Source organism: Paraburkholderia sp. (assembly GCF_049581445.1).
Classification (GTDB): Bacteria; Pseudomonadota; Gammaproteobacteria; order Burkholderiales; family Burkholderiaceae; genus Paraburkholderia.
Map to the genome: position 1 here is coordinate 1 of NZ_JBAURZ010000400.1, position 25,445 is coordinate 25,445.

At 61.2% G+C, this 25,445-nt stretch carries 23 protein-coding genes and 4 pseudogenes; 13 read left to right on the forward strand and 14 right to left on the reverse strand.

The window, feature by feature from the left end:
* The coding region (locus WCA85_RS34625; RefSeq protein ID WP_424070190.1) for a BON domain-containing protein at positions 1-269 on the forward strand (269 nt) is incomplete at its 5' end.
* A gap of 205 nt (positions 270-474) precedes the next feature.
* Here WCA85_RS34625 and WCA85_RS34630 read toward each other — a convergent pair.
* Positions 475-664 (reverse strand): annotated as a pseudogene (locus tag WCA85_RS34630) (DDE-type integrase/transposase/recombinase); the annotation flags it as partial.
* Positions 665-947: 283 nt separating this feature from the next.
* Between WCA85_RS34630 and WCA85_RS34635 the strand changes: the two are divergent.
* The 3 genes and pseudogenes from WCA85_RS34635 to WCA85_RS34645 form a co-directional block, all read left to right on the forward strand.
* Positions 948-2,627, forward strand: a complete 1,680-nt coding sequence (locus WCA85_RS34635) for a methyl-accepting chemotaxis protein (RefSeq protein ID WP_424070192.1) — start codon at positions 948-950, stop codon at positions 2,625-2,627.
* A gap of 337 nt (positions 2,628-2,964) precedes the next feature.
* Positions 2,965-3,258 (forward strand): annotated as a pseudogene (locus WCA85_RS34640) (IS6 family transposase); the annotation flags it as partial.
* A gap of 853 nt (positions 3,259-4,111) precedes the next feature.
* Positions 4,112-4,453 (forward strand): annotated as a pseudogene (locus tag WCA85_RS34645) (helix-turn-helix domain-containing protein); the annotation flags it as partial.
* On the opposite strand, the gene WCA85_RS34650 reads toward WCA85_RS34645, so the two are convergent.
* From WCA85_RS34650 to WCA85_RS34685, 8 genes are all read right to left on the reverse strand, one after another.
* On the reverse strand, positions 4,388-4,573 hold the full coding sequence (locus WCA85_RS34650; RefSeq protein WP_424070194.1) for a hypothetical protein: 186 nt from the start codon (positions 4,571-4,573) through the stop codon (positions 4,388-4,390). The pseudogene WCA85_RS34645 and the gene WCA85_RS34650 sit on opposite strands and share 66 nt — an antisense overlap.
* Positions 4,574-4,648: 75 nt before the next feature.
* The gene (locus WCA85_RS34655) at positions 4,649-4,960 is read right to left on the reverse strand and encodes a high-potential iron-sulfur protein (RefSeq protein ID WP_424070196.1); all 312 of its coding nucleotides are present in this window, start codon (positions 4,958-4,960) and stop codon (positions 4,649-4,651) included.
* Between the two features lie 86 nt (positions 4,961-5,046).
* The gene (locus WCA85_RS34660; protein ID WP_424070198.1) at positions 5,047-5,397 is read right to left on the reverse strand and encodes a c-type cytochrome; all 351 of its coding nucleotides are present in this window, start codon (positions 5,395-5,397) and stop codon (positions 5,047-5,049) included.
* Between the two features lie 10 nt (positions 5,398-5,407).
* Positions 5,408-6,646, reverse strand: coding sequence for a molybdopterin-dependent oxidoreductase (locus WCA85_RS34665; RefSeq protein ID WP_424070200.1), 1,239 nt, complete (start codon positions 6,644-6,646; stop codon positions 5,408-5,410).
* Positions 6,647-6,783: 137 nt separating this feature from the next.
* Positions 6,784-7,455 carry a LysR substrate-binding domain-containing protein gene (locus WCA85_RS34670; RefSeq protein ID WP_424070202.1) on the reverse strand — a complete coding sequence of 224 codons (672 nt, stop codon included), beginning with the start codon at positions 7,453-7,455 and terminating at the stop codon, positions 6,784-6,786.
* Positions 7,456-7,457: 2 nt separating this feature from the next.
* Positions 7,458-8,126: a cupin domain-containing protein gene (locus WCA85_RS34675; RefSeq protein WP_424070204.1), complete on the reverse strand. Its 669-nt coding sequence runs from the start codon at positions 8,124-8,126 to the stop codon at positions 7,458-7,460.
* A 76-nt stretch (positions 8,127-8,202) separates the two neighbouring features.
* Entirely contained in the window at positions 8,203-8,547 is a 345-nt protein-coding gene (locus tag WCA85_RS34680; RefSeq protein ID WP_424070206.1) for a carboxymuconolactone decarboxylase family protein, read from the reverse strand.
* A gap of 141 nt (positions 8,548-8,688) precedes the next feature.
* The gene (locus WCA85_RS34685; protein ID WP_424070208.1) at positions 8,689-9,462 is read right to left on the reverse strand and encodes an SDR family NAD(P)-dependent oxidoreductase; all 774 of its coding nucleotides are present in this window, start codon (positions 9,460-9,462) and stop codon (positions 8,689-8,691) included.
* A 314-nt stretch (positions 9,463-9,776) separates the two neighbouring features.
* On the opposite strand from WCA85_RS34685, the gene gcvA reads away from it, so the two are divergent.
* Positions 9,777-10,688: a transcriptional regulator GcvA gene (gene gcvA / locus WCA85_RS34690; RefSeq protein ID WP_424070210.1), complete on the forward strand. Its 912-nt coding sequence runs from the start codon at positions 9,777-9,779 to the stop codon at positions 10,686-10,688.
* Between the two features lie 238 nt (positions 10,689-10,926).
* Here gcvA and WCA85_RS34695 read toward each other — a convergent pair.
* Positions 10,927-11,785, reverse strand: a pseudogene (locus tag WCA85_RS34695) (MBL fold metallo-hydrolase).
* Positions 11,786-11,869: 84 nt separating this feature from the next.
* On the opposite strand from WCA85_RS34695, the gene WCA85_RS34700 reads away from it, so the two are divergent.
* The 3 genes from WCA85_RS34700 to WCA85_RS34710 are packed head-to-tail and all read left to right on the forward strand — an operon-like array spanning position 11,870 to position 13,069.
* Positions 11,870-12,208 (forward strand): metalloregulator ArsR/SmtB family transcription factor, encoded by a 339-nt coding sequence (locus WCA85_RS34700; protein WP_424070212.1) that lies wholly within the window; start codon positions 11,870-11,872, stop codon positions 12,206-12,208.
* Positions 12,202-12,636: a YeeE/YedE family protein gene (locus WCA85_RS34705; protein ID WP_424070214.1), complete on the forward strand. Its 435-nt coding sequence runs from the start codon at positions 12,202-12,204 to the stop codon at positions 12,634-12,636. Before WCA85_RS34700 ends, WCA85_RS34705 begins: the two co-directional genes overlap by 7 nt.
* Before the next feature lies 1 nt (position 12,637).
* Positions 12,638-13,069 carry a DUF6691 family protein gene (locus WCA85_RS34710; RefSeq protein ID WP_424070216.1) on the forward strand — a complete coding sequence of 144 codons (432 nt, stop codon included), beginning with the start codon at positions 12,638-12,640 and terminating at the stop codon, positions 13,067-13,069.
* Between the two features lie 1,269 nt (positions 13,070-14,338).
* Here the strand turns inward: WCA85_RS34710 and galE are convergent.
* From galE to WCA85_RS34730, 4 genes are all read right to left on the reverse strand, one after another.
* Positions 14,339-15,361: a UDP-glucose 4-epimerase GalE gene (gene galE / locus WCA85_RS34715; RefSeq protein WP_424070218.1), complete on the reverse strand. Its 1,023-nt coding sequence runs from the start codon at positions 15,359-15,361 to the stop codon at positions 14,339-14,341.
* Positions 15,362-15,372: 11 nt separating this feature from the next.
* The gene (locus WCA85_RS34720) at positions 15,373-16,509 is read right to left on the reverse strand and encodes a glycosyltransferase family 4 protein (protein ID WP_424070220.1); all 1,137 of its coding nucleotides are present in this window, start codon (positions 16,507-16,509) and stop codon (positions 15,373-15,375) included.
* 108 nt (positions 16,510-16,617) lie between these two features.
* The gene (locus tag WCA85_RS34725) at positions 16,618-17,502 is read right to left on the reverse strand and encodes a glycosyltransferase (RefSeq protein WP_424070222.1); all 885 of its coding nucleotides are present in this window, start codon (positions 17,500-17,502) and stop codon (positions 16,618-16,620) included.
* Entirely contained in the window at positions 17,499-18,773 is a 1,275-nt protein-coding gene (locus WCA85_RS34730; protein WP_424070224.1) for an oligosaccharide flippase family protein, read from the reverse strand. Before WCA85_RS34730 ends, WCA85_RS34725 begins: the two co-directional genes overlap by 4 nt.
* Before the next feature lie 279 nt (positions 18,774-19,052).
* On the opposite strand from WCA85_RS34730, the gene WCA85_RS34735 reads away from it, so the two are divergent.
* From WCA85_RS34735 to waaC, 5 genes are all read left to right on the forward strand, one after another.
* Positions 19,053-20,447 carry a phosphomannomutase/phosphoglucomutase gene (locus WCA85_RS34735; protein WP_424070226.1) on the forward strand — a complete coding sequence of 465 codons (1,395 nt, stop codon included), beginning with the start codon at positions 19,053-19,055 and terminating at the stop codon, positions 20,445-20,447.
* A gap of 361 nt (positions 20,448-20,808) precedes the next feature.
* Positions 20,809-23,058, forward strand: a complete 2,250-nt coding sequence (locus WCA85_RS34740; RefSeq protein WP_424070228.1) for a TonB-dependent receptor — start codon at positions 20,809-20,811, stop codon at positions 23,056-23,058.
* Positions 23,059-23,156: 98 nt separating this feature from the next.
* Positions 23,157-23,840: a Fe2+-dependent dioxygenase gene (locus WCA85_RS34745; RefSeq protein ID WP_424070230.1), complete on the forward strand. Its 684-nt coding sequence runs from the start codon at positions 23,157-23,159 to the stop codon at positions 23,838-23,840.
* A gap of 68 nt (positions 23,841-23,908) precedes the next feature.
* Entirely contained in the window at positions 23,909-24,574 is a 666-nt protein-coding gene (locus WCA85_RS34750) for a PepSY-associated TM helix domain-containing protein (RefSeq protein WP_424070234.1), read from the forward strand.
* A gap of 149 nt (positions 24,575-24,723) precedes the next feature.
* The coding region (waaC, locus tag WCA85_RS34755) for a lipopolysaccharide heptosyltransferase I (protein ID WP_424070232.1) at positions 24,724-25,445 on the forward strand (722 nt) is incomplete at its 3' end.

Sequence of the window (25,445 nt, forward strand, 5' to 3'; positions counted from 1 at the left end):
CAGCGATGGCGCCCGGCAGTGCGGTGCCGGCCACTGGCAGAAAAGCGGATCGCGCGCTGCGCAGGAAGGTTTATGCCGCCATCGGCAAGCACAAGGAGATCAGCGCTGGAGATATCAGCATCATCGCTAAAGACGGCGCGGTGACGCTGCACGGGACGGTCACGGACGCGTCGCAGATTGGTGGCGTCGCGGATATCGCGGCGGCAGTTCCTGGGGTGGTGTCGGTGACCAACAAGCTGACGGTGAAGAAACCGCTTGGTGGAATGTAAGCAGCCATCGAAAGGCACAGAGTACGGCGGGGCGCAAAATAGCCGGCCCCGCCTACCTCGACCCATCGGTTCTGATGTGATGGGCGAGTGTTGTCAACTTGGCGGTGGTGAGACGGCGCAGTGTCAAAGACGTAGATTACTCAGAAAGCGGTCGACGGATTTTAGCTATCTTGCGCGGTACGGAGAATGAACGAAGCACGTGCTAGAAGCAGTGTTTCGCAACGGCCTTGTCCCGCCGTTTCTGCAACAGAATGTCGAGTTCTTAACCTTGCTCGTCAACCGCTCGCGACTGTAGGCGAGGCTCACCGCGCAGCGTCACGAACACCTCATTGAGAGGCGCCCTTGACGGGATGCGCGAAGCGATCGCCAAACTTATCGCACCAGCATCGCACGGTGTGTACGGTGGGGGTAAGACGAGACGCAACGACGGAATTTAGCGTTCCAGACGAATTCGCCCAAGGTTTCCTGGTCACAGGATGCGATTTATGGAAAGCGTTGGCGAGAACGAGTGCAAGTGGCGACGCGAGGGGCACACGCCGAGGTGGAGGGCGGCCCATTCAAGGGCTCCACGACTGCCCCAGCGTCGCTGATGCAAGCGCATGCGAGCCATTGGCAGCAACAAACAGCGCTGTGGATCAGCACGTTGACGGGCGACCTAACAAAACAAGGAGGAGCAGCATGGCAGGCGGACCTGGCAATCCAATGAGCGCTAGTGGAACTCTCGATTCAGAATTGATGGTGATCTGTATCGATGTACAGTCTCGTGTCATCTACGCCAATTCGGCCTATCAACGCGTGACTGGGTACACGAATCAGGAACTCCAGACAATGCCGCCAGCGGAGCGGCTCAAAGACGTACCATTGCAAGTCGTCATGGACTTCGCTAACGCACTGCGTAGTGGCAAGCCATGGACGGGCGTCGTCAACGTTTCCCGCAGGAATGGAGCGGATTACTGGAGCCGCATGAATGCGTCTCCGCTGCTCTCGCATGGCCAGCATATCGGCTTCTTGCTCGTACTTGATAAGGCCTCCGTTCCGGAGATCAGCAAGATCGAGACACAGTACCGCGTTTTACGGTGCGATCCGCAGAAATTCGGGTGGAAGCTTGGGCGCCTCGCGCGCCAAAGCCTTCTGGGAAGAGCGATCGGCAACTTCCGCGCTCTCGGTCTCAGACGGCACATCTGGGGCTCCGTAACTGCCTTGGGATTGATCGAAACCGCAGCGCTGCTCGCGCTGAATGGCGAGGTGACTTCGTTGTCATTCTGGGCGGCCTTGTGCGGGCTACTGACGGCCACCGTCTCTGTGGGTGCCTATCTGTTGCACGCTGTCGTTGCGCCGTTGCGAGAGGTGGTCCAGTTCGCAAGCCAGATTTCCGCGGGTGATCTGAGCGCCGAATTCGGTAGCCCGCGTAGCGATGAGATTGGCGATGTTGTGCGCACACTGAACCGGGTCAGCATCAACATGCGGGCCACCATCATGGACGTGCGCGACAGCGTGCGCGTACTGCAGCAGGCAACGGCAGGGATTGCATCCGGCACGCTCGATCTCTCGGTGCGCACTGAGACGCAGGCGGCCAGCCTCGAGCAGACTGCGGCCTCGATGGAAGAGGTCAACGCCACCGTCAGGAACAATGCGGATACCGCGCGGCGGGCTAGCGAACTGGCGGCACGGACCCGGGACACCGCGCAGGCGGGCGGAAAGGTGGTGGGCGAAGTGATATCTACCATGAAGGAAATCACGCAAGCGAGCAGCAGGATTGGCGACATCGTGTCCGTCATCGACGGCATCGCCTTCCAGACCAATATTCTCGCCCTGAATGCCGCAGTTGAAGCGGCCCGTGCGGGCGAGGCAGGACGCAGTTTTGCGGTGGTCGCGGGCGAGGTCAGGGTGCTCGCGCAACGCAGCGCGCAGGCGGCCACGGAGATCAAGTCGCTGATCTCCGATAGCGTGGGTCAGATCGACGAAGGCGCGCGGCTGGTCGATTCGGCAGGCGTGACGATTGAAGATATCGTGTCGCAGGTGGAGGCGATGACGGATCTGGTCGGTCAGATCGCGACTGCGTCGTTCGAGCAGTCGGCAGCCATCGCGCAGGTGACTCAGGCGGTCGAGCAACTCGACGACGTGACGCAGGAGAACGCGGCGCTGGTACAAGAAAATACCGCAGTGGCCGAGAGACTGAATTCGCAAGGCGACAGACTGGTCGAGACGCTTTGCGTTTTCACGCTATCGCGCGCCGAGACCAACGCGCTCTTGTTACGATCCCGTGCCGGGGAAGCAACCATCGCGCCGGCGCCGGCAACGATCGCGACCGGACGGGCCGAGGCGCGCCACGCGGTAGCTCGCGCTCTGAAGACGTAAGCCAAATGTTTTGTCTACGGGACGACTCCTGTTAGCGGCGACAAGGACTTCCCTGGCAATCAGCCCGGCGAGTGCCGCGAGAAAGTATTTGAACCGACATGAGTCGGTGTCGGGGTGTATCGCGTGCATGGAGCCGGTGGATGAGCTGGATCAATTGCCGTGGCAGATCCTGAACTGGCGTAATGAAATGTCACCCCACCCGCCGAGCTGTTTACGCTGGCGGGATACCTTTCTGAGGAAGGTCATCATGCAAGACTTGACGCTGATTGGGATCGACCTGGGCAAGCACTCATTTCGGCATTGTCAGGTTGGCGGGGTGGATGCGTAAGATGTTGGGATGAAGAAGTCAAAATCGCTTTATCGAAGTCATCGTTTCCCCGCTGGCGTCATCAGCTGCGCTGTTCGTTGGTACTGCCGCTTCCAATTGAGCTTGCGTGACGTCGAAGAGTTGTTCTTCGAGCGCGGCGTGATCGTGACTTACGAGACGATCCGGTGCTGGCGCGACAAATTCGGCTCAAAGTCTCCTCGCCGCGTGCAAGCGACCCGGCGTCGACGAGCGCGGTGCCGAAGTCGACATCCTGCTGCAAAACGGCGCGACAAAGCCGCCGCCAAACGGTTTTTCAATACCCTATGGCCGCCATGTACGTCAACGTCCCGAAGAGGGTCACTAACGTCTCGCTGGCGGAAGCCAAGAAGCTGACCATTAATGTCTTAAAAGCGGCCGAGGCCGGCGTGGCCATTCGGGTCCGACCGCGATAACATGAAACTGTGCGCCAATGTCGATGCCTGCGGCGTGGGGATTGATACAAGGTCCATCGACCGGCAAATTTCGCTGACCGATAACCCTTGCTCGTAGTGGCGAACACCGAAACCAGTAGGTAACACCGTCTAGCACCCCATGCGCAACTCGAGCCGATGGCACTTCTTCTGGAGTAAGGGCTTCGAAGACAGCCGCCCAACTCATTCTCCCCTCTGGAAGGATGACCATCACGTGACCGGCGACGCGATCCAAATACGTGCGCCTTGCGTTCTCTGGTACGTGGTTGGTCGCGCCGCCCCGATGCTTCCGCTGGTTGAGCAGGGATCGAATGTGGGCAACGTGGAAAGACGACACCGCGTCGGCGATGGTGTGAGCAAAATCGACCTGCTCCATGTTGCGACCTCCCTTTGCTAATCAAATCTCAGCTGTAAGGATAAGATCGCGTGGGCGTGATGCCCTGCGGCCTTCGACGCCACTGAGTCTTTACTCTAGTTGTCGCGCTGATGCACCTTCCGCCAGACGAGGCGGCAACAGACAAATCCGGCCTACGGGCACCGCGTCGCACCTCTACCGATCACTAGTCGTCCGACGTGACCAGACGAACGGCCGCTGCGTCTTGGGAACTGCCGTCCAAGCACCGTCGGCGCGAACGGCAGAAGCGGGTTGCGGATTCAACCGGTGGATGCAACACAATAGAAGCTGCGTGAGCGGCGGGAGTGTTGCTATGAAGCAGAGACCCTGGATCTACTACAGCGAGAGCCAGAAGGCGCTAATGTGGGAGCGCTGGCGCAAAGGCGATACGCTTCATCAGATCGCCCAGTTGTTTAATCGCAACCACTCGTCGGTGCAGGGAATTCTGCTGCAGACTGGAGGAATCCAACCGGCGCCGCGTTGCCGGCCCAGACTGGCGCTGACGCTTGCCGAGCGAGAAGAGATATCGCGGTCAATGACAACGGGTGAATCGATCCGCTCGGTAGCCTGACGGCTTGGACGCGCTGCCTCAACCATTAGCCGGGAGATTGGGCGAAACGGTGGCATTCAGGGATATCGGGCGAATCAGACAGACCGGCTTGCAGTCCATGACTACAGCGACCGGTACAGCGGCTTCGGCGGTAGGCACTCCGCCCGATGCGAGGTCAGCTTCGCTGCCCGCCATCTTCAGGTATTGCTGCATGTCGGTCTTCATGTTCTCCGACAGGATCCCGAAATTGCCCGCACGCCGTTGCCGACGTGCAGGTCGCCTAATGGCAAAGGTGCGGCTTCAGGCCTTCTTCACGTACGCGCTGCACCACCCCTTCGCCGAAATCTGCTTGCCCGCAAAAATTGGGCATGGGCCGGATGTATCGCCTGGCTTGCCCTGATAGAGCTGGCAGGTGGCGCACGCCTGGCCTGGCTGATACTTCGAATATTTAACCTTGTCGACGTTTGCTGCGTCCGCCTTATAGCCAAGCGACTGTGCGGTTGGATCGCTTTCGGATACTGCGGGCGTCTCGGCCGACGCCTTGCCCGACAGCGCGACGGATGAGGCCAGCGAAGCGGCCAGCATCATAAAGTGACGACGTGATGGTTGCATGTGGGGTTCCTTTCTGTCAGATGGTGGGCGGAGGGCCTTCGACGTGCCCGCCGATGCGGAACTTCGCTCCGTCACATAGCGAAGTTCTACTGTTTGCCCTTGATCGCGGCCAGATACCTGGCGAGTTCTTCGACCTGCTCCTCCGGCATGGGTGCGCCGTACACGTTGCGCATCTTGTTGATCTCGGCCTTCCACTCACCGAAGCGCAATGGCGGCTGGCGCGTAACCATGCCAGCCGAATGACAGATCATGCACTGCGAGTTGGCAATCTCGGCGCCGGCGCCGGGTGGAAAAACGTGCTCACTGTCAGGGAAGATGACGCTCACGGTGCGATTCAAGGCTGCGGCCGACGGCACTTTCGGTGCGGATTCCGCGGAGGCGGTCGAGACGGCGGCAGTAGCGAGCAGAATCGATATCAATACGTTTGGACTTTTCATGTTCCGCTTCTCAGGAAACCATCAACGTGATGGATTCGACAACGTTGCGCATGAAGCCTGCGGTGTTCCAGTTTGCGATATCCGGCTGCACGACCCCCGCGGTGTTCGTCGCCTTGATTTTCAGCACCATGGGACCAGGGTTCGGTACCACGTGCGTTTCCCATTGCCTGAAACTGTATTTGCCATGATCATGGCCAAGACGTGTTGCCGCCCAGGTAGCGCCACCGTCAGACGACACGCTGACGTCGCGCACGCCGACGTCTCCGCCGAAGGCTATGCCGCGCACGGTTAGCGGCTTGCCGGCAGCCACATTCTGGCCATTCGTGAGACTGGTGAAGAACGAGCGTGGGACCATCCGGTTGATCGGCACCATCTTGACGCCGGACTGGCCAGGCGCGATGTTGGCCTGAGGGGTATCCGGTATCAGGTAGGCCTTTGACATCCAGAAGTTGTCGTCAGGGTGATCCAGCACTTCGATATCATTGAGCATTTTCACCCAATAGGTCGAATACCAGCCGGGCACAACCAGGCGCAGCGGAAAGCCGTTCAGCAGCGGTAACGGCTGACCGTTCATCGCGTAGGCGACCATCACTTCGCCATCGCGCGCATGGTCAATATCGAGCGACTTGATGAAGTCCGGCGTTGCCGGGAGGACCCCCGAGTCGAGCCCGTTAAAGCGCGCCTGCACGGCGTTACCCTTGATGCCTGCGCGATCCAGGATATCGCGCAGACGGACGCCGGTCCATAACGCATTGCCCATCGCGCCGTTGCCCCATTGAGCGCCTGCCACGCGCGGTTCGTAGAATCCTCGCGAGTTGCCGGAGCACTGATTCACCGCCGCCAGTTCAACCGGTTCGAACTCGGTGCGCAGTTCGGTCAGGCTGAGGCTGAGCTCTCGTTCGACCTGTCCGTGCACGTTCAGGCGAAATGCGGTGCCGTCGACATTCGTGGGAATATCGGCGAGGTGCCAGCGCACGAAAAACTGGTCATTTGGCGTGAACACACCTCGATCGAAGACGGCGAACGGTGTCTCCAGTAAGGGCGGACGGGTTCGCAGCAGCAGCATCTCGTCTTTCTGCGGAAACGCGCTCGTCAATTCGCGCTCGCCGCCTTCGAATGGCAGGTTAAAGCTTTCCGCCGACCAGGCGCTGCGGTTCCAGCCCGCCATCGTGCCGGCGAGACCGGCGGCGGCAAGACCCTGAAGTATCTTGCGCCGGCTTGCGTTCACGCCGTGGGAATGGTCTTTCATGAGTGTCTCCTTCGGGTTCGTCTTCTCGTTTGAGCCTACGCATAGGCATGTCGGCACCGCTGAAGCGCCCGATTGTTTCTGCGGCGTCGCGTTATATCAGCCGCTTTGATTTGCCATCCTTGCTGGCGATTCAAGACTCATTCCGACGCCATCTCGAAGAACACGCGCATCGCCTCCGTCACATAGCGCTGCTGATGACGCAACATCAGGAAATCCCGCGGCGGCAGAGGCCAGCGGAGTGCTGTCAGCGTCCCGGCACTGAGCGAGGAAGCCGCGACCAGACGGGACATCACAGTCGCGCCAGCGCCAGCCTCGACCGCGGAGCGTACCGCTTCGTTCGACGGAAGCTCCAGCGCGATCTCGAACCCGGAGGGATCGCCGCCTAAGCTGCGCACCATCTTTTCGAAGATCCCGCGCGTACCGGACTCCTGTTCACGCAGCACCCAAGCGCTATCGCGCAAGTCAATAGCATCGGCAGCTGTCGAATTGGGCGAGCGCTCCACCACCATGTCGCCGGCTTCGAATTGCTCGAAACGGTCCAGGCCAAGATCCTGGACCAGGCGGTCCAGTTGTGGCTGGAAGCCAGGCCAGAACCACGTCGGTCCCAGGTCGAAGCGATCGATGTCATCCGCTGCGATCGACGCCCCAACCACTCGATATCCTGACGGGCTAGCGGACGCGATACGACCGCCGAGGGCGTGACGCGCCTCTAGGACCACGTAGTCCCTGATGCCTTTCTGTTCCAGCAGAAAAGCGGCATACAGGCCGCTCAAGCCTCCGCCGACGATGGCGATGTGCGCTGTTCGCATGCCTATGCCTCCATTGCCATGTCGGCCAAGTGGCCGGTTTTGATGTAGAGGGTGGCGCCTCGTGCGCCGGCCGCGATTTCCGGATACTGGCCTGTGGGCAGGCGCATCCAACTGCCCCGCTCATAGGACGGGTCTCCCGCCACCAGGTCCCCAGTCAGCACCAACAGTTCGGCGCTGTGCACCGGCCCGGTGAATAGGGTTTCGCCCGGCGCCAGACGTTGCAGGCGGACCTGCTCGGCATCGTTCGAGAACAGCGGGCAAACCTCGCGGCCGCGCCGGTGCTGCCAGGACGCCGGATCGCGGGTGTCGATGCGCACACGGCCATTCTCGCCCAACGTCATTTGCCAGAGCTTGACGAAAACGAGGGCGCCCTCATGGCTGAAGGGCCGATGGCTTGAACCCGGCGGATTACGTAGATACCAGCCCGCCGGATAGTGTGCGTTTTCTTCGGAGAAGGTGCCGGACAGGACGAGGATCTCCTCGCCACCCGGATGCGGGTGGTGCGGGAAGGCGGAATCTGGGGCGTACCGCACGATGCTGGTCGCGCGGGCGTTCTCTCCGCCCAGCCGGTCCAGCATCACGCGCTCGACGCCGGCTTGGGGGGAGGCCACCCATCGATATTCGTGGGGCGCGACGATGGCGCGGCGCGAGAAATCTGCATTAACGAGCATGGATGTTCTTCTAGAGCCTCTCGAGAGTGCGGCCGGCTTGCCGAGGTATCGGCCGGCCGGCATGTCCCACCAGGGCTTAATTGTTGGACAGTTGGGCGTGGGCTTCGATGACGCGCGCCGAATAGGTCAGGGCGGCGCCCGCGTTCAGGGCGATGGCTACGCCCAACGCTTCGGAGATTTCTCCCAGTGTGGCCCCGTGCTCGACAGCGTTCTTGGTGTGTACCGAAATACAGCCGTCGCAGCGCGTGGTCACAGCCACCGCCAACGCGATCAATTCGTGAATCTTGGGGGTGAGATGGCCAGTCTTGGCCGCGGCATTGTCGATCGTCATCAGGCCGCGCACCACGTCGGGGCTTTGTTTGGCGTAGTCGCCCACACGTTCCAACAAGGTGTCGCGGTAGGCGTTCCAGTTTTGCATCATGGCAATATTGTCCAAAGGAGTAGGGGGCCGGGCACTGCGACAGCGCCCGGCGGTCGAGGATTATTCGACCTTATAGATGCTTGCATCGGTCGAGTGAGTAGCATTGACGCAGGCAAAAGCGATGCATTTGCCTGCCATACATCAGCTGCGACCGGCCATCACACCGCCGTCGACATCCCAGATCGCGCCGGTGACCCATGCGGCCTTATCCGACAGCAGGAAGGCGATCACTTCGGCGACATCCTGCGGGGTGCCGACACGGCCGATCGGATGGAAGCTGTTAAAGCCCTGCAGCGCGCTGTGCACTTCGGCCTTCGGGATGAAGCCTTCGTAGATCGGGGTCTGCACCACCGCCGGCGACACCGCGTTGACGCGGATGTGCTTCGGCGCCAGTTCCATGGCCAGGTGCTGGGTCAGCGCATGCAGGCCGGCCTTGGCCATCGAATAGGCCGACGAAGGGGTTGCCGCGATGGCCTGTTTGGCCCACATCGAACCGATGTTGACGATCGCGCCCGACCTACCTTGCGCGACCAGGTTGGCGGCGACCTTCTGCGTGATGAAGAAGAGCGCTTTGTTCAGCTTCATGTACTGGTCGTAGTCGGCGTCCTGATGCTCCAGGAACGGCTTCGGGAAGAACACGCCGGCCGCATTGACCAGCAGGTCGATGTCGGAATGTTGCCCGTCGATAGCCTTGAGCAGCGCAGCCAGCCCTTCATCGCTGGACAGGTCGGCCGTCAGCGCCGCGACTTCACCCAACGCGGCCAGTTCCTTGCGCGCCTCTTCGGTCTTGTTCGCCCGATGTCCCACGATCACCGCGCTGCCGCCTGCGGCGAGGATCATACGAGCTGTCTGCAAGCCCATGCCGCTGGTGCCGCCGACGACTAGCAGTTTCCTGCCCTTGAATTGATTGCTCATTTTGAAACCTCTCTATCTGTTGATTGGCTGTTTCTGGTTGAATTCAATACGGGACCGGTCACTCGGCTCTTGCCACCGTTGTTCAGCCCCGTCCGCCGGTCGCGCCTATTCCTTTGGTGAAGGAATAGGCGCTATCGAAGTCAGCTCACGCTGGAAGTAAAACTATCTATCTAGACCCATATCAGAAACGCCCCGATGCCAAACTAGGATCACTGCGTACCGCTGATCCTCAACTTGAATGCGATTCTTCTCTTATTCTCTTTCGTCGACAAACGAGATAAAGTGTCCGGTATTGAAAGAAAATCTTTATTGAATTGAAATCACCCATACATCTGAATGCGTTGCGTGCATTGGAGGCCAGCGCGCGCCATCAGAGCTTTTCGGCGGCGGCGGCTGAACTCCACGTCACGCCCGCCGCGGTCGGCCAGCTCGTGCGAACATTGGAGGAATGGCTGGGCACGCCCTTATTTCATCGAGCAACCAGCGGACGGGTCAGGCTCGTTCCCACTGAGGCGGCCGAACGCGCGTTGCCGGACATCCGGGCGGGTTTCGATCGGCTTACGCTGGGGCTGGAACGACTCAAGGAGGGATCGACCAGCGGGGTGCTCACGGTGGCCGTCAGCCCGGCCTTTGCGGCCAAGTGGTTGTTGCCGCGCATAGAAAGCTTTCAGACCGCTTGGCCCGATACGGATGTGCGCCTGGACACCAACCTCAAGTCGGTCGATTTCGTGGCCCAGCGCATCGATATCGGCGTGCGCTACGGCGCGGGAAGCTGGCCGGGGCTGACGGCGGACAAGCTGATGGACGAGGAGGTCTACCCAGTCTGCTCACCCAAACTGCTGCATGAGCATCGGCGTTTGGAAAAACCGCATGACCTGGCCCGGGAGACGCTGATCCACGACTTGTCGATGGACAGCCATACAGGCTTTCCCACTTGGGACATGTGGCTGAGGAGAGCTGGCGTGACGGATGTCGCCACCACGCGAGGCATGAAAATCAACAACTCCGCGGCCGTCTTACAAGCGGCGATCGACGGGCAGGGTGTCGCGCTCGCTCGCAGTGTCATGGCGCGTGACGATCTGGCAAGCGGGCGCCTGGTTCGGCTGTTCTCGGAAATAGCATTCGCTTCGCCCTTGGCTTATTACGTTGTGTATCGCGCCGAGTGCTCCAGTCTGCCGAGGCTGCTGGCTTTCCGGGATTGGTTGCTCGGGGAGGCGGTGACGTAGCGATGGCGGGTGCCTCCGACTGGGGGGAAACCTTCTGCACTTGCGTTTCCGCACGGGCTTGCCCTACGCTCACATTTCACTGCTGGCAGTCCTAGGTCGATGCCAACGATGGCAATTGACTGTTCGTTCGCTGAGGCGTCGCGCGAACGCAGAGTCTTGCGCTTCTGCAGGTCGAGGGGTCTCGCATACGGACGTCCGGCTTGGCCAGCGTCGCAGTGCCGACAGACTGGCCCACTCATCAGATGGCGTTGAGCGGGATTTTCAGATAACGCACGCCGTTCGCCTCGGGCAAAGGCAATTTGCCAGCCCGGATGTTGACCTGCACGGAAGGTAGAATCAACGTCGGCATTGCCAGAGTTACATCGCGCGCCTGCCGCATGGCGACAAACTGTTCCTCGGTTACACCGTCACGCACGTGAATATTCCGATTCCGCTGGTCGCGCACGATTGTTTGCCAAGCCGGACCACGCCCTTCGGGCGGATAGTCGTGACACGTGAAAAACCGTGTTTCGCCCGGCAAGTCCAGTAGCTTGCGGATGGCGCCGTACAACTCATGCGCGTTGCCACCCGGAAAGTCGAAGCGCGCAGTGCCGGTGTCCGGCATAAAAAGCGTATCGCCAACAATGACCGTGTCTCCAATCTGGTAAGGCATGTCCGCAGGAGTGTGGCCGGGCACATGAATCGCCTTGGCGGTAAGGCCGCCGATATCGAACGTCTCGCCATCTTCAAACAGGTGGTCGAAATGCGACCCGTCCAGCCGGAATTCCGGCTCGAGATTGAAGAGCTGCTTGAACACCCCCTGCACCCAGCGAATGTCCTCGCCGATAGCGATTCGCCCCCCGAGCACGTGTCTCACGTAGGGCGCAGCCGAAATGTGGTCAGCGTGGGCATGCGTCTCGAGAAGCCATTCGGCGCGCAGTTCATGTTCGCGCACGAACGCAATGACCTTGGCTGCACTTGCTGTCGACGTGCTGCCCGATTTGGAGTCGTAGTCGAGCACGGGGTCGATGATGGCGCACTCTGGACATCCCTCCTGATAGACGACGTAGGTGACCGTCCAGGTCGCGGGGTCGAAGAAGGTGAATGGTCGGTTGCATGCATATCTCCTTGGGGCATCTTTCAATCTATTCAAGAATACTATATTATTTTATATAACATAAATTTGTGAATTGTAGGCGCCTATGAACCCGTTCCAGACGGTTGTCGACCTCGACACCATGCGGGCCGCCGCGACGAACGCGTGCGCCCTGCTCAAGGTGCTCGCCAATCCGCACCGCCTGCTGTTGATGTGCCGGCTGTCCCAAGGCGAGCTGTCTGTCGGCGAGTTGGAGGAGCAGCTCGGCATCCGGCAGCCAACCTTGTCGCAGCAGCTCGGCGTCCTGCGTGACAATGATCTGGTGACCACGCGACGGGAGGGCAAGACCATCTTCTATGCGGTGGCGAGCGCGCGGGCGCTTGCCGTCATGGCCGTCCTGTATGAGCAATTCTGTGCCAATGCCGACCCGGAATCGACATGCTGATTGACTTCGTCAACTTCACGCCCGGTCTGTCCCTGGCCGGGGGACTTATCATCGGCGCGGCCGCTGCCGTGCTGGTGTTGTGCAACGGCCGCATCGCGGGTATCAGCGGCATCTTGGGAGGGCTGCTGGGTCTGCCCTGCAACGACGCGACCTGGCGCCTGACATTCCTTGCGGGCTTGGTCGGGGCTCCCGTGATCGCAAGTCTGTTCGGCAAACTGGCCGTTGCGGATATCCACACGAGCTGGGGTGAAGTTGTGGTCGCCGGCTTCCTGGTTGGCCTGGGCACTCGCTACGCAGGCGGCTGCACCAGCGGCCATGGGGTATGCGGTATCTCGCGCGGTTCCATCCGTTCGCTGGTCGCCACGCTGACGTTCATGGTGGCCGGTTTCCTGACCGTGTTCGTGCAACGGCACCTGATTGGAGGCTGACATGACCACCATTAATGCACTGCTCGCGGGCCTGCTCTTCGGCATCGGCTTGATAGTTTCCGGCATGGCCAACCCCACTAAGGTCCAAGGCTTTCTCGACCTCGCCGGACGCTGGGACCCTTCTCTGGCCTTTGTGATGGCTGGTGCAATTGCCGTCGCGTCACTCGCTTTCCTGATTGCCAGACGCCGCAAGCGCTCGTTCTTGGGGCTGCCGGTAAAGCTTCCGACCATCACGACGGTCACGCCGAGACTTATCTTGGGCAGCGCCGCGTTTGGCGTCGGCTGGGGCCTGGCAGGCTTTTGCCCGGGGCCCGCGCTGGTGGCCCTGGGGGCGGGCTATCCGAAGGCCGTCGGATTCGTGGCGGCGATGATCGCCGGCATGGTCATCTTTGAATTGATCGAGCGAGCCAAATCCGGCATGCAACGAGTGTAAGCATGCTACGGCAAGTTTGTGGAAAGCGTTAGCCGATTGTGCGTCGAGAATACCCGTTCATCGAAGGGCGGCTTTCCGATTTGGACCGGACGGGCGAGCGTCTCGGCAATAGCGGCACCGAGTGACGCCTTGTGGGCGCCACGTGTCCTTTGGAAGTGTATTCACGGCGTAGTGCGAGCAGTTCATCACTCGCCGATGAAAATGTCCACGAACTATCGCTGGCATGTGGAGGTGCCGAATTGCACACGCGCTCCTCATAACGAGGCGGCGACACGTCGACGGTATGAGGCCACTTTGCCCCCGCTTTTCTGAGCCGCGCCCGCGAATGGAAGGGCGGCAGTTACGCCTTGAAAGTAAGATGCGAAATCCCATTTACCTTGTGTGAAAAAGCGTATTCCTCCCCCTTTGCCGCCTGAATGGCCCTTTCCTCCGAGCCGCGATGTCGCTGGTCGCAGCTTCGGCGATCTTGTCGCGCTTCAATATCGCGGCGCCGACGTTTGGCTCTGGAGGGGCCGGTGTGGCGGCCACGCGACTGCGGAGCTGGAGGCGGTGAAGAGCGGCCGAACGCGGGATTGCGGCTGCCGTGAGCAGCGTCGTGTGTGGCGGTCCCGACCGGGCTCACCTGCTCTTCGGGGCGGTGAGGTGTTTGGCCAGTTGACGACCGATCGATACGCTGGAGATGGCTTGTGGGTTTGCCGGTGCGACTGCGGTGGTAAGGCAACGGTGACTGCCGGGCGCCTGCGACTGGGCCAGGCGCGTTCGTGCGGCCGCTGCTACGGCGCTTCGACCGACTGAGCGGCACAGTCTGCTCGCCTTGGTCATGGCATGCGCGGTCTGCTTCTAAGTCGCCCCACACCGTGGTGGCGGCCCGGAGGTGTCTAATACATTCCCTGGAAGTTGCCGGCGATGACACCTTTAAAGTAATGCCACACTGCGGCCCTGGAAAAAAGTGTCAGAAAGCATCCTGGCAGAAGATTGCGATCGTTGTCGAAGCGCGGGTTGTCGAAGCGGGGCGTGCAGGGTTGTTGCACGGCACAACATTCCCCGGAGAGAGCGATGTGGACACCACGCTTACAGCGGCCCGGTCCACGCGTCGAAACGTTTGCCGGTGTGCGGGGCATGGCGTTGCGCTCGCCGGATCCGTGCCAATCGCGGGTAGCCCGTTCGCGTGGAATCGGGCCCAGCGTCAGTCCTCGCGCCTGGAGGGGGCAGGGTCAGGCAGGGGTGACCGGCCAACCCCCGCGGCAACGCTGCAGTCCCGCGGCCCCGTTAGGCGAAGCCGTGAGGATTTTTCTCCTGCCAGCGCCAATGGTCCGCGCACATCCGTTCGATACCAAACTCCGCCTGCCAGCCGAGCAGTTTCACGGCAGCCGCCGGGTCCGCATAGCACGAGGCAACGTCGCCAGGGCGCCGTGCCACGATCTCATACGGCACCGGCCGTCCCGATGCCTTTTCGAACGCGCGCACCACGTCGAGCACGCTATACCCTTGTCCCGTGCCCAGATTCACCACGAGGCTCGCGTCGTGCTTGACGAGTGCGTCGAACGCGGCGAGGTGGCCGCGCGCCAGATCGACCACGTGGATGTAATCGCGCACGCCGGTACCATCGGGCGTGTCATAGTCGCCGCCGAACACACGGAGCTTCTCCAGCTTGCCTACGGCCACCTGCGCCACATACGGCATCAGATTGTTCGGAATGCCCGCCGGATCTTCACCAATCAGACCACTCTCATGCGCGCCGACCGGGTTGAAATAGCGCAGCGTGGCGATGCGCCAGCTCGGGTCTGAGACTTCGAGATCGCGCAAGATCTGTTCGGCGATCAGCTTCGACTGGCCATAGGGATTGGTTGCCGACAGCGGGAACGATTCGTCGATCGGCGAGCTTTTCGGCACACCGTATACCGTCGCCGACGAGCTGAACACAAACTGCTTCACGTTGCGCTCCCGCATCACGGCGAGCAGCGCGAGCAGGCTGCCAACATTATTGTTGTAGTACTCGAGGGGCTTCGCGACCGATTCGCCCACCGCTTTCAGCGCGGCAAAGTGGATTGCGCCGGTGATCGGATGAGCGTCGAAAATGCGCTCGAACGCGGCCCGGTCGCGCGCGTCGGCTTCGTAAAACGTCACGGCCTTGCCCGTAATCTGTTCGACACGTTGAAGTGATTCGCGATTGCTGTTCACGAGATTGTCGATTACGACGACATCGTAGCCGCCGTTCAACAGTTCGACGCAGGTGTGCGAGCCGATGAATCCGGCGCCACCTGTTACCAGAATCGTGCCCTTCGTGGCCATACTGTGCTCCATTAAAGTGAGTAGCCCGTCAAGTTGCGAATTAGGTCTTTATATTGGTTAATGACGACTCGCTCGTCGAACTCGGCCATGACTTTCTGGCGGCCGCGTTCGCCCATGGCGCGGCGCTCTTCGCCGTCCATGTCGAGCATCTGCGCGAGCCGGTCGGCCAGACTGTTGGCGTTCCGTACTTCACACAGCAATCCGTTGATGCCATGCGCGACCACTTCCCGGCAGCCGGGGACATCGGTCGCGACGATTGGCCTGCCCATCGCCGATGCTTCCATCAGCGTGCGCGGCACCCCCTCACGATACGAGGGTAATACGACACAATTAGCGGCGGCGATAAACGGGCGCACATCGTGCGCCTCGCCGAGGTATTCGATGACGCCTTCCTGTTCCCACGTTGCCACTTCGGCGCGCGTGATCGCACTGGGGTTGTCCACGCCAACTGGTCCGAGTAGCTGGAAACGTGCCTGCGGATAGCGCTTGCGCAAGCGCCGCGCAGCTTCGACATATTCTCCGACACCTTTGTCCCACAGCAGCCTGCCAATCAGCACAAAGTCAAAATGGTCGGTGTCGGGCCGTGGTGTAAGAGCAAACTGTTCGAGATCGACGCCCTCGCCATGCAGCAGGCGCGCTCGCTCGGGATGCACCAGCAGATCCTGATCGATGAAGGCAGCTTTGTCGTCGCGGTTCAGAAACCAGACCTCACGTGGAAAGCGGAACGCGAAACGGTACAGCATTTTGGCCACTTGCGCTGCGCGGCTGTGCTGGATGAACACGTAGCCGAGACCTGTTGTCACCGCAACCGAATTGACACCCGCAAGCTTCGCCGCAATCGAGCCGTAAATGTTCGGCTTGATCGTGTAGTGAAACACGATGTCAGGACGGATAGAGCGGTAGTGGCGAAACAGCGCCCACAGCATGCGCAGATCGTCGCGCGGGCTGGTGCCTTTGGACGCCACTGGCAGATCGATGCAGCGACACCCCATCGCGGTGAGCAGTTCGAAGGTGCGATCGCGTGGGGCCAGCACGATCACTTCGACGCCGCGTGCGGCGAGTTCACGAATCAGCCCTTGCCGGTACGTGTAGATGGCCCACGCGGTGTTACAGACAAGGGTGATGCGCAGCGGAACGTGGGGCGTCATAGCGATTGGATCAGGGCTTTGCAGCGCATGCTTGGATGATTCATAAGAGAGGGTGGCGGCTTTGACTCGCGCCGGGCGCGACGTCGGCGCGGCGGTTGGGTTTTCTGTTTAGTGTCCGGCACGCGACGACGCAAACAGCCGTCGTTTGACGGTCTGCAGCGCGCGATACGGCATCACCAGATGCAGCAGGTTCTTCGCGAGGCCCAGCCAGTCATACAGATTGCCGGCATTGAAATAGCGCAGTTGCAGGCGCAGCGTCGAGCTCACCTGAGCGCGCCGTTTCGTTGCGCTGATGCCGCCCAGGTTCAACTCGTAGTAGAGGCCCAGCTCCGGCAGATTCGCGCAGTCATAGCGCTCCATCAGACGCAGGAACAGATCGAGGTCTTCCGCCGAGCGGTAGTCGGCGCGATAGTTACCTACCGCGCGTACCGCGTCGACGCGCAGCATCATCGAAGGATGCGCGAGACAGCTGCGGTAAAACCGCAGGCGGCGAATCGCGTCGGGCTCGGCGGGTGGCGTAAGCATGAAGAGCGGCTCCCCTTCGCGCGTGACAACCTGAGTCCACATGCCAAGGCCCGCGACCTGCGGATGCGCCTCCAGATACGCACGCTGTTTAGTGAGCCGATGCGGCACGGACAGATCACCCGAGTCGATGCGCGCGGCGTAGCGAAAGCCGCGTTCGGCCAGCGCGTCGATGCCGCCTTGCAGCGCCTTCTCAATGCCACCGTTACGCGCCATGCGTAGCACTTCGATGGACAGGTTCGGCAGATCAGGTGCAACGATGGGCGGCGTGCTGCCGTCGTCGACGATCAGCACGTGGACCGGCGCGTCTTCGCTGAACGACGCGAGCGTGCGCTCGACGTCGGCCTGGCCGTTATAGGCGGGTATCAGTACCGCGACGTCGTCGAGCGTCGCGTTTCCGGCGTTGGTATCGTTGGCCGCACGCGTGGGCGAGCCGCGGGATGCATGCGCGGATGCGGATGGATTCGTCATGAGCGCAGTTTGAAGCGAATGTAATAGAGGTTGACCGAAGCGGCGGCCAGATAGCCGAGCGCGAGTCCGACGAGTGCGCCATACGCGCCCATGCGCGGAATCGCCAGCAGATTGACGACCAACGCAACGCCCAGCGCCAGCAGCCATTTCGACAGCAGCACGAACTTCGCCTGATACTTCAGCACCACCAGATTGCCAATGGCTTCGATCCCGGCTGGCACCGAAAGCCACACTGCCCAGCGGAAAATCCCGATTGCGCCTTCATACTCCGGCCCGAACACGCGCCGGATGATGATGCCCGCAAGCAGGTCGAGCACCACCGCGCCGCCGACCATCAACCCCGCGGTCATTGCCATCAGACGCCACATGTTGCGGCGCAGGCGCACGTGCTCCTGGACCCGGTAGACGAACGCTGGCGCAATGGTCTGCGCCAGCATCAGCGCCAGCGTGATCCAGTTCTCGTTCAATTGCTGCGCGGCGGAATAGCGGCCGAGGTCAGCGAATGAAATGGCGCGCTCCAGCATCAAGCGGTCGAGTTTCAGGAAAAGATACATACAGATCAGGCCGAGCCAGAACACCGTGCCCGCCGTTGCGAAATGGCGAAACAGTGAACGCTCGACATGCCAGCCCAGCTTGTCGCTGTGACGGCGGATGTAATACGCGAGCAGCACCGCGCCGATCGCGGCGGACTCCAGCGCCCACAGCCAGCCGAAGCGGGAAGGGGTGGTCGCGGCCCGCACCAGCAGATAGACAAGCGCGGCCTTGACGATGGCCGTGCTCATACTGGTCAGCAATTGTGGCTTGCTGTAAGTCATGCTCTGCAGCCACGAATTGATCACACCGACGAACGGTTCGCGAAACAGCATGGTCACCGCGAGCCCGGCCAGCATGGCCCCGACGAGCGGATCGGTTAGCCCGGCGGCGATGCCGATCCATGTCAGCAACAAGGCGCCGGCCGAGACCGACAGCCTTAGCGCGAAGGCGCTGCCGAGGACCGTGCCCAGTTGCTCGGGCGGCCGGTTGACGATGGTTGGTACGAGAATTTCGGCGCCGCACACCCATGTGATGGGCGAGAGCACCAGCAGCAGGGTATTCGCATACTGCCATTTGCCGAACGTGTCCGGCCCGAAGTAGCGCGCCAGCATGCCGCTGATTGCAATGGCCACGGCAATCTGCGTGACCCGTTCGAGTCCGAGCCAGACAATGTTGGTGAACGCCCGGGTGACGTCAGGATTGGCGAAACGCTTCGGCAAGCCCTTGAGCGTCAGCATCCGCTGCCTTCCAATTGCACCAAGCATTGCACTACGCATTGCGCCAGACTGGATGCGGCTGTCTGTACGATTGCCCACCTGGCCCCATCATGCGGCAACTTTACGAATGGAGGGCGTCTAAGCATTAGAATAGTCGTCTGTAAGGCGTGACTGAAAAGCGCAATTATAAGTTGGAACCGGGTCGTTTCCGGTAAGGGGCTAGCGCGATGACCACCCATGACCGCCGGTGTCGGTAGAACACACAGGTCACATTTTCCATTGCACGCAAGTGAGCCAACCATGATCTCCAAATCTATTTTCAAGGCATATGACATTCGCGGCGTAATCGGCAAGACACTCGATGCCGACACCGCCCGTCTGATCGGCCGCGCGTTCGGCAGCGAAGTGCGTGCGCAAGGCGGCGACGCTGTCGTCGTAGCGCGTGATGGGCGCCTCTCGGGTCCCGACCTGATCGCGGCGCTATCGGATGGTCTGCGCTCGGCAGGCGTCGACGTGGTCAACGTGGGCATGGTGCCGACGCCGGTGGGTTACTTCGCAGCGAGCGTGCCGCTCAAGCTGGCAGGTGGCGAGCGTCGCGTCGATTCGTGCATCGTTGTGACAGGCAGCCATAATCCGCCGGACTACAACGGCTTCAAGATGGTGCTGCGCGGCGCGGCTATCTACGGCGATCAGATCCTCGCGCTGCATCAGCGCATCGTCGACGAGAACTTCGAGAGCGGCAGCGGCAGCTATACCGACTACGACATCGAAGATGCCTATCTGGATCGCATCGTCAGCGACATCAAGCTGGCACGGCCGCTGAAGATCGTTGTGGACACCGGCAACGGCGTGGCCGGCGGCCTCGCGCCGAAGCTGTTCAAGAAGCTGGGCTGCGAACTGGTCGAACTCTTCACGGAAATTGACGGCAACTTCCCGAATCACCATCCGGATCCGGCGCACCCGGAAAACCTTCAGGACGTGATCAAGGCGCTCAAGGAAACCGACGCCGAAATCGGCTTCGCGTTCGACGGCGACGGCGATCGTCTGGGCGTCGTCACCAAGGACGGCCAGATCATCTATCCGGACCGTCAGTTGATGCTGTTTGCCGAAGAAGTGCTGTCGCGCAACAAGGGCGCGCAGATCATTTATGACGTGAAGTGCACGCGTAACTTGGCAAAGTGGGTGAAGGACAAGGGCGGCGAACCGCTGATGTGGAAGACCGGCCACTCGCTGGTGAAGGCCAAGCTGCGCGAAACCGGCGCCCCGCTGGCGGGCGAAATGAGCGGCCACGTGTTCTTCAAGGACCGCTGGTATGGTTTCGATGACGGCCTGTACACGGGAGCGCGTCTGCTCGAAATCCTCGCGCGTGTGCAAGATCCGAGCGCCTTGCTGAACTCGCTGCCGAACTCGCACTCCACGCCGGAACTGCAACTGAAGCTGGAAGAGGGTGAGAACTTCGAACTCATCGCACGTCTGCAGAAGAGCGCGCAGTTCACCGGCGCGGACGAGGTGGTGAAGATCGACGGCCTGCGCGTCGAGTACCCGGATGGCTTCGGGCTGGCGCGCTCGTCGAACACCACGCCGGTGGTCGTGATGCGCTTCGAAGCGGATAACGATGCAGCCCTCTCACGCATTCAGGAAGACTTCCGCCGCGTGATTCTGGCTGAGAAGCCAGACGCCAAACTGCCTTTCTAAAGCATTGATGTGTAAGGAGCGCTGACCTTGTCGGCGCTCCTCGGTTTCATTCCTTTCCTGCCTTACTCTTCTCCCTCCTGAAGTCCTCATTCCCCTTCGAGCGCTACCCGCTCGCCTGGTCACAGCAAAGCACGTGGCGTAACGCACTGTAATTTCCTGAAACAAGTATGCGTAACGAAAAGTTCCCGAAAGGTTGAAATATTAGGATACATATGGAATGATAGTCATTCTCATTTAAAACGCATACGCCAGCCCACCGCCTTCTCCCATCAGCAGGAGGAGCGGCCAGCCAGCCGTCGTTCCCATCGTCGCGCAAGCATTGCCTTGCGCCTCCGACTGGGTCTTTTCTGACGGGATTTCTATGTATAACAAAACGCCGCTGGCCACAGCGCTGGCGCTAGCCTTGTCCGTGCCTTTCGCCACCTCCGCATTCGCACAATCCGCCGCGCCGGGCTCTTCGCAAGGTGCAGCACCGGCCTCCGCGCCGACGGGTTCGGCCAATGCCTCGCCAGGTTCTTCGGCCGCCCAACCGGCCAACCCCTCGTCCAGTCAATCGTCAGGTAACGGCACGCTGCCGGTTATCTCGGTGTCCGGCCAGGCACAACAGGACTTCCAGGCGGATACCTCGTCCGTCGGCGCCAAAAAGCCCACGGCGTTGCGCGATATTCCGCAGTCGGTCACGGTGATCAACAAGGACCTGCTGCAATCGCAAGGCGCCACGTCGTTTCAGGACGCACTTCGCAACGCCCCCGGTGTGACGATCGGTGCTGCGGAAGGCGGCCAGATTGGCAACAACATCAACCTGCGTGGCTTTACGGCAATCAACGACATTTACCTCGACGGTTTCCGCGATCGCAACCAGTACTATCGCGACACCTTCGACCTTGAAGCGATCGAAGTGCTATACGGGCCATCGTCGATGCTGTTTGGCCGCGGCTCGACCGGCGGCGTGATCAACCAGGTCAGCAAAAAGGCCAATCTGCAGGAGTCGGGCGAAGTCTCCGCGACCGTCGGTACGGACGACCATTACCGCAGCACTGTCGACCTGAACCATCCGTTGACGGATACCTCTGCGGTGCGGATCAATGCGTTCGGCCAGAGCCTGGGTTCGACGCGCGACTACGAAAAGAACAAGGACTATGGCGTTGCCCCGGAAGCGCGCTTCGGTATCGGCACGCCAACCGAGGTTACGCTGTCAGCGTTGATCCAGCACAACGACGACATGCCGGACTACGGCGTGCAGGCGTTGAACGGCCATCCGGCACCGGTGGGCAAGAACACCTTTTACGGCCTGACCACCGATCGCACGATCCAGGACGTGCAGATCTTCACCGCAACTGTGAAGCACAAGTTCTCGGACGACCTGTCGCTGACCAATCAGACGCAAATCTCGCACTCGATGACCGATGCGCGCGAAACCGCGCCGCAGGCGGTGCTGACCGGTCCGCTGTCGACGAGCCCTGCGCTGTCGAACGGCAACTACACGACTCTCCCGCCGTCGGACCTGTTCATCAAGCTTCAAAGCCACGACCGCGTGATCCAGAATCACGCGATCTATAACGACACGTCGCTCGACTACAAATTTACCACCGGCCTCATCAAGCACGATGTGATTGCCGGCGTCGAACTCGGCCACGACAGCTATTCGAATCAGGCCTACACACGTAACAACCTGCCTGTCGTGACGATGGTCAACCCGGTGGCCCTGTCGTCCACGCCCGGCGTCACCACCACGACCGGCAACTACGCGGACTCGGGCTCCAACGAGATCGGTGCGTATATCAACGACACGGTGTCGCTCGGCGAGCACTGGAAGGTGGTGGGCGGTGTGCGCTGGGATCGCTTCCAGGCGCAGATCCACAACACGATCAGCTTGCCGTCGTACGCCAGCCAGACCAACTTCTTCACCAGCGTGCGCGCGGGTGTGATCTATCAGCCGAGCAACTGGCAATCGTATTACGTGTCTTACGGGACTTCTTTCGATCCCTCACTTGAGGCCCTGACTGTCACGAACCTCACGCAAAATCTCGCTCCGGAATCCACACGGTCGTATGAAGTGGGCGGCAAATGGGATTTGCTCGGCGACAATCTGTCGGTGACGTCGGCGTTCTTCCGCGAAGAAATGACCAACGCGCGAACCCAGGTGTCGCCAACCGAATACGAGCTGGATGGCGATATACGCGTCGATGGCTTCCAGGCAGGGGTGACGGGTCATATCACCGACAAGTGGCAGATTTATGGTGGCTACACCTATATGGACGCCATCATCCTGAGCGCGGCCGATGGTACCCAGGGTCACGTGCCGGCCAACACGCCGCGCAACACGCTGACGCTCTGGACCACGTACGCCTTCACGCCGCATTGGGAAATCGGCGGCGGTCCGAGCTATATGTCAGCGCGTTATGCGTCGAACACCAACTACGTGGAAGTCGGCGGCTATACCCGTTGGGATGCGACGGCGGCCTATCACGCGAAGAAGTACGACGTACGGCTCAACCTGCTGAACCTGACCAACAAGTCGTACTACGACGCGTTGATTCCGTCGGATGGCGGCCGCTCGGTGCCGGGTATTGGCCGGGCCTTGCTGGCAACCGTCGATTACCGGTTCTGATTTACGCGGCCTTACTCACGCCAGGTGGCCGCACCTGATTAACGTTTTACTGGTGCGTGCTCGCCTGACGAAGGGGCAGCCCGTGAAAGGATGAATGGATGCTGTTGCAGATTCCGAATGTGCTCAACGAGGAGCAACTGCGCTTCGTGCGCGAGCGGCTCGATACGGCGGGCAATGCCTGGGTCGACGGCCGTGCGACCGCCGGCTACCAGGGCGCGCCGGTCAAGAATAACCAGCAGATCGAGCAGTTCTCGCCGCTCGCGCGGGAGCTGGGCGATGTGATCCTCGCCGCGCTCGAACGGCATCCGCTATTCATCAGCGCGGTGTTGCCGAACCAGGTTTATCCGCCGCTTTTCAACCGTTACGAAGGCGGTATGGAGTTCGGCAGTCACGTGGATGGCGCCGTCCGGCTCCTGCCGAATGGCGCCAAAGTCCGCACGGATGTCTCGATGACGCTGTTTATCTCGGGCCCTGACGAATACGACGGCGGCGAACTGATTATCGAGGACACCTATGGCACGCAGCAGGTAAAGCTGCCGGCGGGCGACATGATCGTGTATCCGGCTAGCAGCCTGCACCGGATCACGCCCGTCACCCGCGGCGCCCGGCTCGCGAGCTTTTTCTGGGCGCAAAGCCTCGTGCGCAGCGATACGCAGCGCGCGGTGCTGTTCGATATGGACACGGCGATCCAGCGTCTGAATTCGACCCAGGCTGACGAAGCGGCTCGCCGCAGCCTCGTTGGTTGCTATCACAACCTGTTGCGGCTATGGAGTGAAACGTGAGTGCACCTGTTACAGACGAACTGGACCTCGGCGTGAGGCCACAATCAGGCGCAGCAGGCGCGGGCACCTTGCCCTCCCAGAGCGGGCGGCGTGTCGAGCCGGCCCGGAAGCCTAAAAGCGCGCGACGCATCACGTTCATCAAGTGGCTGCGCAAGGTGCACGGCTGGATTGGTTTATGGGGTGCGGCGCTCGGCCTGCTGTTCGGCACTACCGGGTTCCTGCTCAATCACCGTGGCGGGCCGCTGCGGGTCTCCACAGGTGAGCCGGTGGTCTCCACTGTGCAAGTGCCGTTGCCACAACCGGCGCCTGAAACGCCGCGCGAACTGGCAAAGTGGCTCAAGCAGGAACTGAAACTACAGGGCAAGCCGGGGCGCATGCAGAACGAGCCGGAGCACCAGGTGGCGTGGGGCGATCGCAGCATGACCCAGCCGGAGCACTGGCAAATCAGCTTCGGTTCGCCGCGGGAAAACACCTCCGCCGAGTACTGGGTGGGCAACGACTACGTCACCGTCAAGCGCAGCGAAAACTCGTTCCTCGCAACCCTCACTAACCTGCACAAGGGAGTGGGCATGAGTATCGGCTGGGTGCTGGTGGTCGATACGCTGGCCGGCAGCATCATCCTGCTCTCGTTGACGGGCGTGTTGCTATGGTCGGAGCTGAACCGGCGCAAGACGATCGGCGCGGTTCTCGTGATCGGCTCCATCGTTGCGGCGCTGTGTGTGGGGCTCGGCTGAGCCGGATGCCTACTTTGCAGGTTCTCCTGAAGGCGTAGAGGGGCCCGGATAACACGCGGCCCCTTGTTTTTTCATTGCTTTTGCACGCGACGCGCTAAAATTGCCGTCCTTTCAACGCATCTTCGGGCCGGATAGCCGGCGTTCCACTCTTGAGCGTGCAAAAGATACTGATCGTGAGAGTGTCGTCGCTGGGCGACGTCGTTCACAACATGCCGGTGATTGCGGACATCCTCCGCCGGCATCCCGAAGCGCAAATCGACTGGCTGGTCGAAGAGAGCTTCGTGGGGCTGGTGCAGCTCGTGAACGGCGTACATCGGGCGATCCCGGTATCGCTGCGCCGCTGGCGCAAGCGGCTGCTGTCGCTCGCCAACTGGCGCGAGATCGGGACGTTTCGCCGCGCGCTCGCGGCGGAGAAGTACGACCTGGTGATCGACTGCCAGGGGCTCATCAAGACCGCGTGGGTTGCGCGAATGGCGCGTGGGCCGGTGGTGGGCCTCGCCAACCGGACCGATGGCGCGGGCTACGAATGGCCCGTGCGTTTCTTCTACGACAAGCGCGTGCCGATCGAGCCGCGCACCCATGTCGTGGAGCGCACGCGTCAACTGGTGGCCGCCGCGCTGGACGCGCCCAAACCCGAACCTACCGACGAGATCGACTTCGGCCTCGACACCGGCCGCGCGGCGCTGGCGCTGTCGCAAGCTGATCTGAACCTTCCTGTGCCTTACGTAGTGTTCGTGCATGCCACCTCGCGCGCTGACAAGCAATGGCCCGATACTGCCTGGATCGAGCTGGGCCAGTCGCTGGTGCGGCGCGGTGCGTCGATCGTGTTGCCGTGGGGCAGTGAAGAAGAGCGCGCCACCAGCGAGCGTCT

What these genes read in the sequence shown, in the direction of transcription:
- WCA85_RS34635 (WP_424070192.1), top strand. Translation starts at nt 948, where the DNA reads ATGGCAGGCGGACCTGGCAATCCAATGAGCGCTAGTGGAACTCTCGAT.
- WCA85_RS34650 (WP_424070194.1), bottom strand. Translation starts at nt 4,573, where the DNA reads ATGAAGACCGACATGCAGCAATACCTGAAGATGGCGGGCAGCGAAGCT.
- WCA85_RS34655 (WP_424070196.1), bottom strand. Translation starts at nt 4,960, where the DNA reads ATGCAACCATCACGTCGTCACTTTATGATGCTGGCCGCTTCGCTGGCC.
- WCA85_RS34660 (WP_424070198.1), bottom strand. Translation starts at nt 5,397, where the DNA reads ATGAAAAGTCCAAACGTATTGATATCGATTCTGCTCGCTACTGCCGCC.
- WCA85_RS34665 (WP_424070200.1), bottom strand. Translation starts at nt 6,646, where the DNA reads ATGAAAGACCATTCCCACGGCGTGAACGCAAGCCGGCGCAAGATACTT.
- WCA85_RS34670 (WP_424070202.1), bottom strand. Translation starts at nt 7,455, where the DNA reads ATGCGAACAGCGCACATCGCCATCGTCGGCGGAGGCTTGAGCGGCCTG.
- WCA85_RS34675 (WP_424070204.1), bottom strand. Translation starts at nt 8,126, where the DNA reads ATGCTCGTTAATGCAGATTTCTCGCGCCGCGCCATCGTCGCGCCCCAC.
- WCA85_RS34680 (WP_424070206.1), bottom strand. Translation starts at nt 8,547, where the DNA reads ATGATGCAAAACTGGAACGCCTACCGCGACACCTTGTTGGAACGTGTG.
- WCA85_RS34685 (WP_424070208.1), bottom strand. Translation starts at nt 9,462, where the DNA reads ATGAGCAATCAATTCAAGGGCAGGAAACTGCTAGTCGTCGGCGGCACC.
- WCA85_RS34700 (WP_424070212.1), top strand. Translation starts at nt 11,870, where the DNA reads ATGAACCCGTTCCAGACGGTTGTCGACCTCGACACCATGCGGGCCGCC.
- WCA85_RS34705 (WP_424070214.1), top strand. Translation starts at nt 12,202, where the DNA reads ATGCTGATTGACTTCGTCAACTTCACGCCCGGTCTGTCCCTGGCCGGG.
- WCA85_RS34710 (WP_424070216.1), top strand. Translation starts at nt 12,638, where the DNA reads ATGACCACCATTAATGCACTGCTCGCGGGCCTGCTCTTCGGCATCGGC.
- galE (WP_424070218.1), bottom strand. Translation starts at nt 15,361, where the DNA reads ATGGCCACGAAGGGCACGATTCTGGTAACAGGTGGCGCCGGATTCATC.
- WCA85_RS34720 (WP_424070220.1), bottom strand. Translation starts at nt 16,509, where the DNA reads ATGACGCCCCACGTTCCGCTGCGCATCACCCTTGTCTGTAACACCGCG.
- WCA85_RS34725 (WP_424070222.1), bottom strand. Translation starts at nt 17,502, where the DNA reads ATGACGAATCCATCCGCATCCGCGCATGCATCCCGCGGCTCGCCCACG.
- WCA85_RS34730 (WP_424070224.1), bottom strand. Translation starts at nt 18,773, where the DNA reads ATGCTGACGCTCAAGGGCTTGCCGAAGCGTTTCGCCAATCCTGACGTC.
- WCA85_RS34735 (WP_424070226.1), top strand. Translation starts at nt 19,053, where the DNA reads ATGATCTCCAAATCTATTTTCAAGGCATATGACATTCGCGGCGTAATC.
- WCA85_RS34740 (WP_424070228.1), top strand. Translation starts at nt 20,809, where the DNA reads ATGTATAACAAAACGCCGCTGGCCACAGCGCTGGCGCTAGCCTTGTCC.
- WCA85_RS34745 (WP_424070230.1), top strand. Translation starts at nt 23,157, where the DNA reads ATGCTGTTGCAGATTCCGAATGTGCTCAACGAGGAGCAACTGCGCTTC.